Raw genomic sequence first — 15,069 nt, 5'->3', positions numbered from 1 at the left:
GGCCACGAGGTCATCCTCTGCCGCGAAGGCTACTGCGCCAACACCTCCCAGGAAGCCCGTACGGCGCTCGAGGAGCCCCTGCGGGACCTGTACGACGCGTACACCGGCTGGAAGCGCACCTCCACCGACGCGGCCCGCTACACCCAGGGCTGGGACGACATCACCGCCCGCAGCATCATCGGCTCCCAGTCCGAATGCGCCGACCGCCTAGACCACTACGAGGCCATGGGCGCCGACGGCATCATCCTCCGCATCCAGCCCCCCGGCATGACCCAAGCCGACACCCTGCGCGCGATCGAAAACTTCGGCGACCTGCTGTAGGAAAGCCAACGCGTGTGTAGGAAAGCCCCCCGCGTGCTACGCAGCCGCTAGCTTCGTCGCTGCGCTCCTCAGACGCGCCCGCTCCGCGCGCTCCCACCCACCCCCGGGCTGCCGCCCGGAGCACCAGTTGCCGGCTGCCGCCGGCGAGTTGCGGGCTGCCGCCCGCGGTCTGCTCGCTGCGCTCGCGAGTGACTACCCGACCGACTGTGGTGAGCCCGCCGCGACTGTTCTACGAGCGGACGTGGTCAGATAGATACGCCAGCCCCCGTATCGTCGCGCGAACGTTGTCTACGCGGCCGTGAACACTCACTGAGATGTCATAGACCCGGCCCCGGCCCCGGACCCGAGAGATCGGGAACAGTGGTCATTTCACCCTGCGGGCGGGCGCGAGGCCGCCATCGACGCCAGGACAGGGATTCCGGCAACCTTCGCCGGGGCTGCCGCAACGGTGAGGAGGTCCCGGAGGTGCTCCATGGTGATGCCGAGTCTCAGCTAGGTTGAGCCGCAACCACGGCTGGGTTTCGGTCTCGCCGGCTTCCCAGCGAACGACTGTGGAGCGGTCGACGCCGAGCTGTTCAGCTGGGCGCTCCTGATTCAGCCCGGCAACCTTGCGCTGCTGGGCTAGGCCTGGCCGGCTACCCGTGGCTTCATCGCTCAGCTGCACGGCCCGGTCAGCGCGTTGCTCCTCTCTTCTGCCGTCGGCACCGGCCCCCGTGAAGGTAGGTGAACCGGCGGGCTGTCCCCGGAATGGGGCCGACGACTCAGATGGCAACCGCGAGTAATGTCACGACCTCATCTGCGCAGCCCCAGCCGAGGCTGACGCCGGCTCCGCTGTGCCCATAGTTATGAACGATCAGGCGCCCGGTCGTTGATCGCTCCGCCTCGACACGAACCGTGGGTCTGGTCGGCCGCAGGCCGATTCGATGCTCGAGAATCGTGGCACGAGCGAGGCGAGGTTCCAGCGTGATACACCTGTCGATGATGGCAGCTGCGATCGCAGCGTCTGGGTCGCGGTTCCAGACCTCAGGCTCGGCTGTCCCACCGAGAATCACATGATCGCCGTGCGGATAGATAGCGAGCAAGTCGGATGAGTCCCCAGTATCGGCTTCGACAAACTCCGTGAGACCGGGGTTCTCAGCTACTACGTGGTAGCCACGAACCGGAAGCAGATCCATATCAGGAACGAGTTGCCTGGCACCGATACCCGAACAATTCACGATCGCGGTATGCGAGTCTGCGCCAGCCTGATCCAGTGAGGTCAACTGCCGGATGGTCAGCGTCCCGCCGGCCGCTTGCAGTCTGGCAAGCAAATAGTCGAGGTGAACTGGCATGTCAACCAGCGGCGCGCTGTACCGGACGCCGTGGCCGTAGCCGGTCGGGAGATCCTCGACGGCGCAGGGCGTCCGGTCAGGCAGCAGACTGGCCCAGTCCGGTGGGCCGTAGCTCGTTCGGGACACTTCGATGCCCTTCACCACCCGAACACCTGACTTCGGGTTGTCGGCTAGCTCGCGCAGAACCTCCAGGCTGCGGGCAGCCCAGGGAAGCACACGTTCGCGTGGCTCGACGAGCCACGGCCCCCACAGGGCACCGGCCACGGCAGAGGTGGTAGCTCGAGGCGGCTCGGCGGCGACCACGTCGACCTGATTGCCTGCCTCTGCCAGCCGTACGGCGGTGGTCAGACCAATCACGCCAGCACCGACGACAACGACCGGCTGCTTCACGACACCGACCCCCTCCGAATACAGGATTCAAGGGATGGAAGGAAGTCGCGGACGTACTCGTTGCGCTTGGCTCGCCGTAGCCGCGCCGCGAGCTTGCCCAGCACATCGAGGCTTCGAGCCGAGCGCACCGTGGCTGTTCGCGCGACGGCCGTGCGTCCAAGAATGCAGGCCTCCTCCAAGTCGCCACGACCGGCAGCCGCGGTCGCCAGCCACGCCCCCTCGAAGAGCGCGCGACGTTGCGCCTGATCGGCGAGTGGTCTGTCGTACGCACCTCGGCGCAGGAGCTTCTCCCCTGCACGCAGCATCGAACGGCCGTTGGATGGGCTGCCGTTGCCCGAAGCGAGTGTGCCGACGTGCGTCAGGGCGTAACCAGCCTGTGTGTCGAGATGGCTAGGCGTCAGGTAGTACATCCATGCAGGGTCGTCTGAACGATAGCTGCTGGCTAGCACGTCGAGCGCACTCTTGTGAGCCCGTTCGAACGCGGACAGATCGCCAGCCACGGCGTATCCGTAGGCCAAGCGCGTCTGAACTGACGCACGTACGCTCGCGGGGGCACGCTCGGCGATCTTGGCTGCGAACTCACCGAGAGCCACGGCGTCTGATGACTGCTCCCGAGTGGCCGCCTGGAATGCGAGATCGGCAACGACATGGGCGGCCATCGACTTGTACCCACATTCGTGCGCTGCTCGAAGGGCGGTGAACAGGTAGCGCTGCGCCGGGCCGTGAAGGCCGGCGTCGAAGGCCATCCAGCCGGCCAGCTGGCCGATCTCCGCGAGCGCCGAGAACAGACGGGACTCGACCGAATGTGGTTGGCTGCTTTGCCGCAGCAGCAACGCAACGGAGCGAAACTGCGCGCTCACATACTCAAGATGAGCACCACCACCGCTGGCGTCATCCAGCCTTTGGAGCAAGGGAATTGTCTGCTCGATCAGCGGGCCGGCTGCACCGGCGGTCATGACGGCGCGTGCGGCCTTCTCGTCTGCCAGGTAGCCACCAGGGAACGAGGTCAGACTGACACCCGAAATCGCCAGAAACTGTCTCCTGTCCAGCAACCCTGCCACCACCCAGTCATCGATAGCCCCAAGCGTGCCACCTCGAGTCCAGGACTGGCGCATACCCGCGTCTGCCGGAATGACCAGAGGGGAGTCGGTTGCCCGTCTCTGCCACAGCTCGCCGACAGTAACCAGTCGCCCGAGCTCACAGGACAGGAGATGCGCAACGAGCGCGGGCAGTGGCGGCCGAGGCACGCCGCCCGAGTCGCGCCAGTGGTACGGCGCCGTCTCGGCGACCGTTCCTGCGCCGAATTCCCGGTTGAGGCGGCGCGCCAGTACGCGAGGTGACCAGCTCAGCTCGCGCAGAAGGTCATCCAGAACCTCGTTCACCAGAGCCCCCGCTCCTCCGCATCGTCTCCACGATTGTCGCAGAAGTTGACGCTTTTGACGCAACTAGTACCTCCCCGTAATCGGACGGCGTGGCTGAGTCTAGAACCCAGCAAGCACCGGAGCTCAGCAGAAACGGCCGGGGCACCCGATGCCCGTCTGCCAGTGGCATGACCGGACATGGAAGGACGAGTGATGACGACGCCGCTCCTGGTCGTGTCATGCATCGCAGCATGTCTGACGATCGCATGCTGGCCGACCTGCTGCGAGATCTCGGTGGCCGCGCCGCCCGATACCGTCTTCGACCTCTGCGGTTCTCCGCTCGAACCCGACGACCTGCCGCTCGTCGTACCGACACTCACCCACCTGGTTGCACTCGGCAACCCAATCCAGATCCGCGATCATCTGCGCAGCGCCAGCCACGAGGTGGTGATCGCAGTCAAGCCGGCGGAGCGGACGTGCTGAGACGGGACAACCTTCGTTCTCCTCGGTCCCCACACTCCGCGTCCGTTCTGCCGTTCCACCGGGATCCGCGCGCCACCTCACCGACCAGCGAGCAGATCCCATCCTCAGCTGCACCCGCTCGGCACCCCTGATCTACACCTCCACGCCGCGCGGGTGCAGCCCCCGCCCCATACCCGATCGGAGCACCCGCCGATGCCCGCCGTACAAGTATTCGAAGACCACTCCCCAAGCACCGAGACAGCGCGTCCCCAACCCGCGTGGTTGGCCGCTGAACCAGCTGCGCTGATCCTCCAGCCAACGTCGCTATGCAATTTGGACTGCACGTACTGCTACCTGCCGGCACGGAAGCTGAAGCGTGACATGTCGCCAACTGTCGCCGAAGCGATCGCGTCAGGCATCCCGGACACGTGGCCGTCGGACGGCGTGCTTGAGGTCGTCTGGCACGGCGGCGAACCCCTGACCATTGGCGTCACAGCGATGCGTGAACTGTTGGCGCCGTTCGAGCAGGTGCGGCGCGCTGGCCGGATCATGCACGTGATCCAGACGAATGCGACCTTGATCAGCGACGCTTGGTGCGATCTGTTCGACGAGTACGACGTGTCGATCGGACTCAGCATCGACGGCCCGCCCGACATGACCGGTAATCGCGTCGACTGGCGCGGCGAGCCGGCGTTCGACCGAATTGTTGCGGGGATCTCCAAGCTCGAGCAGCGAGACATCCCGTTCACGGTCATCGCAGTCGTCGACACGGCGAACGCTGGCCGGGCGCGCGAACTATTGGACTTCCTCGCGAGCCTGGGCTGCCCATTCGTCGGCATCAATATGGAAGAGAAGGAGGGAGCGAACAAGCACGACGGGACACCGACGATCGATCAGGCACGTGGCTTCTGGCGCGAGACGTTCATCTGGAGCCAAGGCAACCGGCAGCTGAAGGTGCGGGAGGTCGAGCATCTGCTCGAATACCTCGCCTTGCCCCCGGCGGCGCGAGCAGCAAGAGTGCTGGTCGATCCGATCCCGACAATCGGTTGGAACGGTGACACGGTCTTGCTCTCGCCCGAACTGCTGGGTGCTCGCAGCGAGAAGTATCACGACTTCGTTGCAGGAAATGTTCTCACCGACCCACTTCCAACCATCATCGGTCGTGCCGCGGAACTCCGCTACGTCCAGGAGTTCCGCGCCGGGATCGAGCGGTGCATCGCAACCTGCGAGTTCTTCGCTCACTGCCAAGGCGCCTACGCCGGAAACCGGTTCTTCGAGCACGGAAACTTCTTGGCCACTGAGACCGAGCACTGCCGGACCTCAGTACAGGCAGTGGTACTGGCACTCCACGACATCCATTCCGAGAGGAGCATCGCGGTATGACAATCCTTGAGCAACTGGCTACCACCGCCAACAGCCGGGTCGCAGAGATGATCGAAACCCGACGGCAGGACGCGCCGCCCCCGACAGTCGTTGGGTGGAACAACGAGCCGGGTTGGGACAACTGGGCGCAGAAGCCGAAGCCGTTCAAGAAGAAGACTATCTACTTCCGCGACCGGTAGGTTGGCCCCAATCACCTCTGTCCCGAACGGATGCTGATGGAGATCGAAGAATACGGACGAGCCAGGATCCTGAAGCCTTCCTTCGAGGACGACGACTTGTCCGCGGTCGACGAACTGGATGGTGCTGGGTCGTTGACCGATTTCGAGTACGCCGACAGGTCGGTCCGCCACTTGATTGTGGCGGACACGACGTTGTCCGGCGGCCGGCTGAGGCAGATCGAAGCCGAGCGGGTGACATTTGGTCAGGTGACGCTTCAATCGATCGTGATCGATCGCTGCGTCCTGATGTCCAGCGACTGGATGGACTGCGCGCTGTCCCGAGTGTTGTTCCGCGATTGCAAGATCCTCGGCGCCAACTTCGTCGACAACAAGTGGAGCAACGTCGTCTTCGAGAACTGCCGGATCGAGTACGCGACCTTCGACTCGATCCGCGCAAGCACGCCTGTGGTGTTCGTCGACAGCCGCTTCAAGGAGGTGAGGTTCCAGAGGTCAGAGCTTCCTGGCGGCCACATGTCGGGCTGCACCCTCGACGCAGTGGAGTTCGACGGCGGGACCTACACGGACTTCGACTTCCGCCACACCGACCTGTCCGCCATCCGCGGCGCCGGCAACCTCAACGGCATCCTGATCGACGTCATCCAACGGCAGGAGCTCGCGGAGGCACTCGTGTCCGAACTTGACCTGCGGTACGCCGAGGAGGCCGACGGGTGACCGACGACAATCAGCGACGTGCCTGGATGGACGGTCACCTGGAGTGGGCCGCGCACGAGTTCGGCGTTGAGCGGATCGGTCAGCCATTGCACACGGGGCGACTTCACTCGGTTGGTTGCCGCGTTACCGATGCGGGTAGGGACGCCTGGCTCCGAGTTGTGTACGCCGACCCGGAATGGGGCGACGGCAACTACCTTGAGAAGAACCTTGCTGCCAACGCGATCCACGGCGTGCCCAAACCCACGGTCAAGCGATGGAGAGAGTGGGAGGACAGTGGGCGCAGGATGCGCGGCGAGCTCAGCACATTTGTTGCCGATGCGGCCCTGTCCACCGGCATGACGCTCACTCGCGAAGTCGCCCTGCCCGAGCAATGGCTGTCCGATCTCAACCGGGCCCTGCACGGGCTCGCCGAGCACCCCGCACCGCCGACCGGCGTCGACGCAGACTATGTGAACGACGGGATCAGAGCGTTCTTCGGCATCGATCTCGACATCGCCTCGGTGCCTTGGACAACCGCACACTGCGATCTCCACTGGGGCAATCTCACCGGCCCGACATTGACGATCCTGGACTGGGAAACCTGGGGCAGGGCACCCGCCGGATACGACGCCGCAACCCTGGTCTGCACGAGCCTCGACAGGCCAGACCTCGCTCGGAGAGTGAGCGCAGCGCTTTCCGAGTTCCTCGACACACACAGTGGACACGTCGCCACGCTCGCTGCGGCTACACGCCTACTCCGCTTTGCTGACGGTGGTGAACAGACCGAGCTGGCCCGCCCTGTCCGGCAGCACGCGACAGAGATCCTTGAGCGCCTCTAGACAGCGTCTGGCGAGGGGTTCTCCCCCTCCCTGCGAGCAGCCGATGACGTGACGCCCCACGGACCGCGCGGAGTGGGTGCGCTGAGGAGCAGAGCGACGAAGTAGGCGCCCGCGGAGCACGCGTGGGGGCTTACGCCTTGAGGCCGGACATGGCGATGCTGTCGGTGAGGTAGCGCTGGAGGAGGCCGAAGACCAGGAGGCTGGGGACTACCGTGATGGTGGCGCCGGCCATGACCTGGTTGATGGGGACGGACTGGGTCTGGAGGGTGGCGAGGCCGACTGTGAGGGTTTGCATCTCGCCGGACTGGCCGATCACCAAGGGCCAGAGGAAGTCGTTCCAGTGCCAGAGGAAGACGAAGATGCCGAGCGTGGCCAGGATCGGGCGGATCAGCGGGAGCACGATCATCGTGAAGATGCGCCACTCCGCGGCGCCGTCGATCTCGGCGGCCTCGAACAGTTCGTCGGGGAGTTGCCGGATGAACTGCCGCATCAGGAACACTGCCTGCGAGTTCGCCAGCGTGGGCACGATCAGGCCCCAGTAGCTGTCCACCCAGTTCAGCTTCGAGACCAGGATGTACGACGGGATCAGCGTCGCCTGGAACGGGACCATCAGGGTCGCGAGGAACGCCCAGAACAGGATCTCGCGGCCGGGGAACTTCTTCTTCGCGAACGCGTAGCCGGCCATCGACGCGAACAGCAGGACGCACACGACCGAGACGAGCGCGTAGAGCAGTGAGTTCACCGTCCAGCGCGGGATGTCCGAGCTGGACAGCACGTTCCGGAAGTTCTCCAGCGTGAAGTTCGCCGGGTTCAGTGCGTCCGGGAACGTCTGCCCGCTCGGCGGGGCGAACGCGACCAGCACCATCGCGGCGAACGGTACGACGGTCACGATCGCGGTCAGTGCGAGCAGCGTCGGCAGCGTCAGCCGGGCCGGTCCGCGGCGCCGCACGGCGCGGGACTCGGTGACCTCCCGGACAGGCGGCCGGTCGAGGAGCTGGGCCATCTAGTCGTCCCTCCCGACGAGCCGGCGCTGGACGAGCGACACGATCAGCACGATCAGGAACAGCACCAGACCCGTTGCGCTGGCGTAGCCGAAGTCGAAGTACTTGAAACCGCTGTCGTACAGGAAGTACACGAGCGAGTAGCTGGCGTGCACCGGGCCGCCGCCGGTCATCACGTACATCGCGTCGAAGACCTGGAACGCGCCGATGGTCTCGATCACCAGCACGAAGAACAGCACCGGCCGCAGCTGCGGCAGCGTCACGTACCGGAACCGCTGCCAGGTGCTCGCCCCGTCGATCATCGCCGCCTCGAGGTACGACTTCGGTACCGCCTGCAGCCCCGCGAGCAGGATCAGCATCGAGTACCCGAAGCCCTTCCACGCCGACGTCACCGCGATCGACGGCAGCACCGTCGACGACTGGCTGAGGAAGTCGACCGGGCCGAGGTGCACCAGGCCGAGGATCGAGTTCAGCAGCCCGTCCTGGGCGTCGTAGATCCACTTCCAGATCACCGCGGCGAGCACGATGCTGGTCACGTACGGCAGGAAGAACACGCCGCGGAAGAACCCGCGCTTCCACACCACCTGATGCAGCAGTACGGCGGTTCCGAGCGACAGCAGGACCGTCAGCGGTACGAAGATCACCGTGTACGTGACCGTGACCAGCAGCGCCTCGTGGAACACGCTGTCCGAGAACAACCGGGTGTAGTTGTCAAAGGCAATGAAATCCCATTTGCCGCTGATCCGGTAGTCGGTCAGCGAGAGCAGCAGCGCGCCGATCGCCGGCAGGAAGCGGAACAGCACGAACAGGACGAGCATCGGGGCCACGAACAGCAGCCCGATCCACGGCCGGCGGCGCGGACCGCCTCCGGAGGAGCGTGGTGCCCTCCGGAGGCGGCTCGCGGGCCCCGCCCGGCCCGCGGCCGGCGCCGACGGAATCGCGTTCGTCAACGCTGTCTCGAGAGGAGGTCGTTGGCCTGCTTGGCGGCGTCGTCGAGGCCCTGCTGCGGCTGCTTCTTGCCGGTCAGCACGGCCTGGATCTCGGTGCTCAGCACCGACATCACCTGTCGCGCGGACGCGTTCGCCTCACCCGGTACGGCGTACTGCAGGGCCGCCCGGAACTTCTCCGCGTTCGGGTCCGTCGACTCGTACTTGGCGTCGCTGCGCGGCGAGTAGTAGCCGGACGCCTTGCTGAGCGCGTCCAGCTGAGCCGGCTGGATCATGAACGACAGGAACTTCTTCGCCGCGTCGGTGTTGGCCGACGCCGCGTTCAGCACCAGACCGCCCGGGATGCCGTACCCGACCTGCTTCTTGTCCGTCAGCGGCGCGCCGATCTCGACGTTCCCGGCACCCCAGGTCTTCGCCACCGTGGCGGCGTCGGCCGGGACGCTGGTGTACGCCATCGCGACCTGGCCCTTGCCGAGTGCGGAGTCGGCGATCGTGTTCACCGCGGTGAGTGCCGTCTTCGAGACCGCGCCCTCGTCCCACAGACTCTTGAGGAACGTCAGTGCCTCGAGGCCCGGGGCCTGGTTGAACGTGACGCTCTTGCCGTCGTCGGCGAACACCTTGCCGCCGGCCTGCCACAGCAGCGGGTAGAAGCTGAGGTTCAGCGTCGCCTCCGGCGAGGCCGAGTAGTCGAGCGTCTGGTACCCGGCGGCCTTGATCTTCGGCGCCGCCGCCTTGATCTCGTCCCAGGTCTCCGGCGGCTTGGTGATCCCGGCCTTGGTCAGGATCGTCTTGTTGTACATGGTGGTCGTGACGGTGTGGTAGATCGGTACGCCGTACACCTTGCCGTCGACGCTCAGGCCGGGGATCGCGGCCGGAAGGAACTTGTCCTTGTCCGGCGCGACCACGTCGTCGACCGGCTCCAGCGAGCCGCTCGCCACGTACTGCGGGATCTGGTCCGGGATCATCAGCAGCACGTCCGGGCCCTTCTTGCCGGAGAACGCCGCCGCGACCTTCTCCTGGCGGTTCGCCCACGGCTGCGCCTCGACCTTGAGATCGATACCGGAGTTCGCCGCCTCGAAGTCGGTCTCGACCTTCTTCCAGTAGGCGTCGTTGGCCGCCTGGTCGGCGATCACCGGGTACATCCAGAGCGTGACGCTCTTCTTGCCCCCGCTGCTACCGCTGTCGCTGCCGCCGCAGGAACTGAGCGCGGCGGCCAGTACGAGCGCCGTGAGTGGTGCCGCGATGCGGCGGATGGTGGACTTCATCGCACCCCCAGGGTGTGTCCGGATGTCAGGGCCGGAACAAGCGCAGTATCGGATGGATTCGGCGAATAACGGTCAGGACCGAAACTAGCCGGGGTAAATTTCGGCTGTCAACGGCTGATATCAATCCGGAACAGCTCGGAGCCACTTGTCATCAGTAGTTGGTGATCTCCCCGGACGCCGAGCCGCCGGTGGGCGTGCGCGACGAACAGCGTCGGGACGGACTTCGCCCCGGGCGCGATCCGGTAGATCTTGTTCAGGTCGATACTCACGTACACCGCCTCCGAGGTGGCGACGATGTCGCCGCTGGAGGTCGTCGTACCGAGCGTGAAGGACCGCTTGAGCTTGCCGTTGCCCGGGGAGAGCGCGAACACGGTCTTGCCGGCCACGCCCCAGAGCAGGCCGTCCGGCCCGAACGTCACCGACGACACCGTCGCCGCGCCCGGAACCGGCACGGTCTCCCAGAGCTTCTTCTTGCCCGTCACGTCCCACGCGAACACTGTGCCCGCATCGCGGGTCGGCGGGGTGGTCGGCAGGCCACCGGCAATCGACGTTCCGCCGTACACGATGCCGTACCGGGACGTCAGCCCGAAGACGGACTCGTCCTGCACCACGTTCCGGTACTTCTCGGTGGCGCCGGTCTTCAGGTCGTAGATGACCAGCGCGCCGCCGAGCCGATCGCCGTCCGGGACGGTGCCGACCGCGAGCTTGCCGTCCACCTCGGTCAGCGCCCGGGCGCGGGTCTGGAAGATGTCCGGTCGCAGGTCGAGCAGCTGCTTCGGGTTGTCCGGCGTCCCGGGCGGTCCGGGGGAGTACTCCGGGCTGCTCCACGGCTGCGCCGGACGGTACGAGTAGACGCGGGCCTCCGGGTACGCACCGACGTACACCGTGCCGTCGGAGCCCGCCAGCAGCGACTCGACCTGTGCGAACCTGTTGAACTGGGCCTTCCCGGTGGCCGGGTCGACGACCGAGACGCCGCCGTTCAGGAAACCGCCGGCGTAGATGTGGTCCTGGTCGCCGGCCACGGACAGGATCTCGATCGGCTCCCGGCGGACCTTGGTCTGGAAGATCTCGGACTTGCCGGTCTGCGGGTTGTACCGGAACTCCTCGCCGCGCCAGAGCGTGCCGACCACGCTGGTCCCGGGGTAGTCGGGCAGGTTCAGGTCGGCGTACCCGATCGAGCGTGCGTTCTGGATCCGGCCGGTGAACGTCAGGCCGGTACCGGTCAGCGTCTTGGTGGCCGGGTCGTACTTCGTCAGCTCGCTGGCCTGGATCATGTAGAGCGCGCCGTCCGCGCCGATCGGCGAGATGTCCAGGCCGTGCTCGTTCGGGATTGTGTCGACCCAGGTCCGGGACGCGATGTCCCAGACGTACATCGGGCCGGGAAGTGCGGTACTGACCCGGACGTACATCCGGCCGTCGCGGATGTTCAGGTCGTACACGACCTGGTTGCTCGGATCGCCCAGGCCGGGCGGCGGCGGGATCTCGGTGACCGTGCCGGTGGCGACGTCGACCTCGGAGAAGTAGGCGTCCGGCTCGGACCCCGCGTAGATCTTGCCCTTCCAGTAGTCGATGCTGCGCACGTACCCCTGGCCGGCCTTGATCGTGCCGTAGTCGCGGACCGCGCCGGTCTGGTGGTCGTACCGGAACACCTTTCCGTGTGGGGCGGTGCCGCCGTACACGTTGCCCTGCTCGTCGACCGTGATCCGCAGGATGAACGTCTCGGTGGGCAGCGGCTGGCCGAGGTCCTCGGCGGCGGTCGCCCCCGGCCGCAACCGGTACAGATGGCCGTTGTTGTAGGTACCGGCGTAGATCGTGCCGTCCGGGGCGGCGGCGACCGCGTAGGCGCCGTCGGCTCCGGGCAGGGCCACGGACAGCAGGCTGTCCCCGGTGGCCGGGTCGATGGCGTTCAGGTACGCCGGGCTGCCGCTCGACGCGTTCCAGATCACTGTCTTCCCGTTCGGGCCGGGCGCGACCGTGCCGCCGAGCAGCAGTACGTCGGACAGCGGTGTACCGAGTGAGGTGACGGTGCCCACCGGGGTCGTGTGCCCAGCCTGGGCAGGAGTAGTCATCGTGCTGGCAAACAGGGCAACGAGCGCCAGTGCGAGAAAGGCGCGGACTGATCGCATGCAACATCCTCCGAGTAGCCGTATTTACGGTCCTGTCCGAAAGTGAAGCCCTCGCGGCGTGACGAAGTCAACGGCTCAGAGGAATTTGCCGCTACTGGCAGCAATCCCTCCGGTTACGGCCCCGGCCGTTAGGTCGGTGGGAGCTTCGCGAGCAGCTCCTGGAGCAGTTCGCGGGTGGCGGCGAGGTAGCTGTCGTCGCGCTGCAGCACCCCGACCAGCTCGGCGTTCTTGGGGCGATCGTCGGACCGATGCCCCAGTACGAGAACCCGGACGTGAGACGACAGGTTGTCGGTTACCGGACGAGACCGCTGGTCACACCGGAGTGACGGCGTCGGCCTCCCGGCCCTTGGGTCCGTCGACGATCTGGAACTCGACCTGCTGGCCGTCCTCCAGCGTCTTGTACCCGTCGGAGACGATCTTGCTCCAGTGCACGAACACGTCGTCCTGACCGTCCACCGCCAGGAAGCCGTACCCCTTGTCCGCGTTGAACCACTTCACGGTGCCGCGCACCATCGAATCTCCTCGACCACGGAACCCGCTTCACCCGGGCCCCTCGCGACCAGTCATCTTAATCGAGCCGCCGATCAGCAGTGCCGCGGCCACCAGCGCGGCGCTCACCCAGAGCGGCCCGCGGAACCCGGAGACCCCGATCGCGAGCCCGCCCAGCACCGGCCCGGCGGCGGCTCCGACGTTCAGCGCGGCGGTCGCCAGGCCACCGCTCAGCACCGGGTACTCCGACCCGGCGTACAGCGCGTACGCGATCAGCGTCGAGCCGACCGCGAACGACAGCGCGCCCTGTACGAGGACCAGGAGGACGGACGGTACGACGTACCCCGCGGTCAGCGCGAACGCCGACCAGCCGAGCAGGAGGATGCCTCCGGCAACGAGTACGAGCCGGTGGTCGCGACGGTCGGCGTACCGCCCGGCGACGGTCACGCCCGCGAACGAGCCGAGACCGAACAGCGCGAGCATCGCCGGCACCCACGCCACCCTGAGCCCGGTGACCTCGGTGAGGACCGGCGAGAGGTACGTGAACGAGCAGAACGTGGCGCCGTTCACCAGCGCGCCGAGCAGCAGCAGTACGGCGAGCCGCGGCCGGAGCCGGAACCGGGCGGTCGTCGCCGGCCCCGTGCTACGGGTCGGGACCGAGCGGAGGATCCCGATCAGCGCGGGCAGCGAGATCAGCGCGACCGCCCAGAACGCGGACCGCCAGCCGAGGTACCGGCCGAGGACGGCACCCGCCGGTACGCCGACGATGCACGCGAGCGTCGTACCGCCGAGGAGGACCGAGGTCGCGCGGCCCTTGGCGTCGGGGCGGACCAGGCCGGTCGCGGTGGCCAGCGCGATCGCGAGGAAGCCCGCGTTCGCGAGCGCGGCCAGCACCCGGGTGGTCAGCAGTACGGCGAAACTGCTGGTCAGCGCGCCGACCACGTGCACCGCGAGGAAAGCGGTCAGTGTCACCAGCAGCGTCCGCCGGCGCGGCCAGCGGGCGCCGAGGACCGCGACCGCCGGGGCGCCGACGATCATCCCGATCGCGAACGCCGACGTCAGCCAGCCGGCCGCCGGGATCGAGACGCCCAGGTCCCGGGCGATGTCCGGGCCGAGCCCGGAGAGCATGAACTCAGAGGTCGCCTGGGCGAACACGGCCAGGCCGAGCAGATACAGCACGAAAGGCAGTGCCAGAAAAGACAAGGAGGTACTCCGTAACCAGTAAGAAGACACACGTGAGTCGTCTCCGGCCTGTCGAGAGGCCGGCGGTTACGGTCTGTCCGCCTCCGGGCTGGTCACGCCCAGGAACCTAGGGAACGGCGTCCACCGCCGTCCACCGACTTACCTACGTACGGCGGGACGCCGCCAGCCCGAGCAGGCCCGCGGCAACCAGCAGCAGTGCACTGGTCACCCCGAGGTCGTCGGTCTGCAGCACCCCGTTGTCGGTGAGCATCCAGATCGTGGCCGCACCGGTCAGCACAGTGCCCGCGACCACACCGGGCACATCCGGCCTGGTCTTTCGCTGCTGGCTCATCCGCGCTCCACCTTGATACTGCCGAGTTTCAGGTTCAGGTCCAGGGTGACCTGCTCGCCGGGCTTCGCGTCCGCGCCCAGGTCGTCCAGGGTCAGTTTGGCATTGTGGCCGCTGCGGTCCTCGTTGAGGAAGGCAACGTCTCCCATCTCGGTCGAGAGCTCGCCCTTCACGTCGACGTTCTGCGGGAGCTTGACGACCACCTCGCCGACCCCGCCCTGCACCTCGATCCGGGCGCCGGGGGCGAACTTCGCCTTGGTCAGGTCCAGGTTCACCGAGCCGGCGTCGAAGCGGTAGCTCGAACCGGTCGCGGTGATCGTCTGGCCCACGGGCGCCACGTAGTTCGTGTCGGCGAAGTTCCGCGGTACGGCGGTGAAGACCGTACTGACCACCGCACCCACCGCGAGCAGGATCCCGAGCGGCAGCAGGCCGAGCGTGCGGCCGACGAATCCGCCGAGCAGCATGCCCGCGCCGAGCGTGGCCAGGCCGATCACCAGCATCGTGGACGTGGTCGCGCCGGCCAGGGCCGCGATCGCGATCGCCAGACCGGTCAGTACGACGACGATCGACTTGACGCCGCGCATGCCCTTCGCGGGCGGGGCGGCCGGGGTACTCGCGGCCGGCGGACGGGCGCCCGCGGCCGGCTCGTCGGCGTACAGGCCGAGCGGGTCGTCCTCGGTCCACACAGACTGGACCGGTTCGACGGTGCGGTCCTGGGGTCGCTGTGTGGCCGAGGACGACGGGCCCGCCGGGG

General features: G+C 66.9%; 16 protein-coding genes and 1 pseudogene. 6 read left to right on the top strand and 11 right to left on the bottom strand.

Annotation, left to right across the window (positions count from 1 at the left end):
- Positions 1–321: pseudogene (locus VFF46_RS34210) on the top strand (LLM class flavin-dependent oxidoreductase); the annotation flags it as partial.
- A gap of 364 nt (positions 322–685) precedes the next feature.
- On the opposite strand, the gene VFF46_RS40695 reads toward VFF46_RS34210, so the two are convergent.
- The 3 genes from VFF46_RS40695 to VFF46_RS34200 all read right to left on the bottom strand — a co-directional run bounded on the left by VFF46_RS40695 (position 686) and on the right by VFF46_RS34200 (position 3,424).
- Positions 686–985: a helix-turn-helix domain-containing protein gene (locus VFF46_RS40695; RefSeq protein WP_414673123.1), complete on the bottom strand. Its 300-nt coding sequence runs from the start codon at positions 983–985 to the stop codon at positions 686–688.
- A gap of 97 nt (positions 986–1,082) precedes the next feature.
- Positions 1,083–2,042, bottom strand: coding sequence for an FAD-dependent oxidoreductase (locus VFF46_RS34205; protein ID WP_325041389.1), 960 nt, complete (start codon positions 2,040–2,042; stop codon positions 1,083–1,085).
- The gene (locus VFF46_RS34200; RefSeq protein WP_325041388.1) at positions 2,039–3,424 is read right to left on the bottom strand and encodes a transcriptional regulator; all 1,386 of its coding nucleotides are present in this window, start codon (positions 3,422–3,424) and stop codon (positions 2,039–2,041) included. Before VFF46_RS34200 ends, VFF46_RS34205 begins: the two co-directional genes overlap by 4 nt.
- A gap of 192 nt (positions 3,425–3,616) precedes the next feature.
- Here VFF46_RS34200 and VFF46_RS34195 point away from each other — a divergent pair, with 192 nt between their 5' ends.
- From VFF46_RS34195 to VFF46_RS34175, 5 genes are all read left to right on the top strand, one after another.
- Positions 3,617–3,886, top strand: coding sequence for a hypothetical protein (locus VFF46_RS34195; protein WP_325041387.1), 270 nt, complete (start codon positions 3,617–3,619; stop codon positions 3,884–3,886).
- 192 nt (positions 3,887–4,078) lie between these two features.
- The gene (gene amcB / locus VFF46_RS34190; protein ID WP_325041386.1) at positions 4,079–5,248 is read left to right on the top strand and encodes a cyclophane-forming radical SAM peptide maturase AmcB; all 1,170 of its coding nucleotides are present in this window, start codon (positions 4,079–4,081) and stop codon (positions 5,246–5,248) included.
- Positions 5,245–5,427, top strand: a complete 183-nt coding sequence (locus tag VFF46_RS34185; protein ID WP_325041385.1) for a hypothetical protein — start codon at positions 5,245–5,247, stop codon at positions 5,425–5,427. Before amcB ends, VFF46_RS34185 begins: the two co-directional genes overlap by 4 nt.
- 36 nt (positions 5,428–5,463) lie before the next feature.
- Positions 5,464–6,138, top strand: coding sequence for a pentapeptide repeat-containing protein (locus tag VFF46_RS34180; RefSeq protein WP_325041384.1), 675 nt, complete (start codon positions 5,464–5,466; stop codon positions 6,136–6,138).
- Positions 6,135–6,956, top strand: a complete 822-nt coding sequence (locus VFF46_RS34175) for a hypothetical protein (RefSeq protein ID WP_325041383.1) — start codon at positions 6,135–6,137, stop codon at positions 6,954–6,956. The genes VFF46_RS34180 and VFF46_RS34175 overlap by 4 nt, the downstream gene beginning before the upstream one ends.
- Positions 6,957–7,086: 130 nt before the next feature.
- Here the strand turns inward: VFF46_RS34175 and VFF46_RS34170 are convergent, their stop codons facing one another.
- The 8 genes from VFF46_RS34170 to VFF46_RS34135 form a co-directional block, all read right to left on the bottom strand.
- Positions 7,087–7,959 carry a carbohydrate ABC transporter permease gene (locus VFF46_RS34170; RefSeq protein WP_325041382.1) on the bottom strand — a complete coding sequence of 291 codons (873 nt, stop codon included), beginning with the start codon at positions 7,957–7,959 and terminating at the stop codon, positions 7,087–7,089.
- Complete coding sequence (locus VFF46_RS34165) at positions 7,960–8,907, bottom strand: sugar ABC transporter permease (protein ID WP_325041381.1); 948 nt, start codon at positions 8,905–8,907, stop codon at positions 7,960–7,962. It abuts the gene before it with no gap.
- Positions 8,904–10,169, bottom strand: a complete 1,266-nt coding sequence (locus VFF46_RS34160) for an extracellular solute-binding protein (RefSeq protein ID WP_325041380.1) — start codon at positions 10,167–10,169, stop codon at positions 8,904–8,906. The genes VFF46_RS34165 and VFF46_RS34160 overlap by 4 nt, the downstream gene beginning before the upstream one ends.
- A 107-nt stretch (positions 10,170–10,276) precedes the next feature.
- Positions 10,277–12,295: a hypothetical protein gene (locus VFF46_RS34155; RefSeq protein WP_325041379.1), complete on the bottom strand. Its 2,019-nt coding sequence runs from the start codon at positions 12,293–12,295 to the stop codon at positions 10,277–10,279.
- A 312-nt stretch (positions 12,296–12,607) separates the two neighbouring features.
- Entirely contained in the window at positions 12,608–12,808 is a 201-nt protein-coding gene (locus VFF46_RS34150) for a cold-shock protein (protein ID WP_132316966.1), read from the bottom strand.
- Positions 12,809–12,835: 27 nt separating this feature from the next.
- Entirely contained in the window at positions 12,836–13,972 is a 1,137-nt protein-coding gene (locus tag VFF46_RS34145) for a Cmx/CmrA family chloramphenicol efflux MFS transporter (protein WP_414673124.1), read from the bottom strand.
- Positions 13,973–14,129: 157 nt separating this feature from the next.
- Positions 14,130–14,318, bottom strand: a complete 189-nt coding sequence (locus tag VFF46_RS34140; RefSeq protein WP_325041377.1) for a hypothetical protein — start codon at positions 14,316–14,318, stop codon at positions 14,130–14,132.
- On the bottom strand, positions 14,315–15,069 hold a 755-nt coding region (locus VFF46_RS34135), incomplete at its 5' end, for a LiaF domain-containing protein (protein WP_325041376.1). The genes VFF46_RS34140 and VFF46_RS34135, both read right to left, overlap by 4 nt.

This window comes from Kribbella sp., assembly GCF_035655035.1.
GTDB lineage: Bacteria > Actinomycetota > Actinomycetes > Propionibacteriales > Kribbellaceae > Kribbella.
This window is presented reverse-complemented; position numbering and strand designations above follow the sequence as displayed.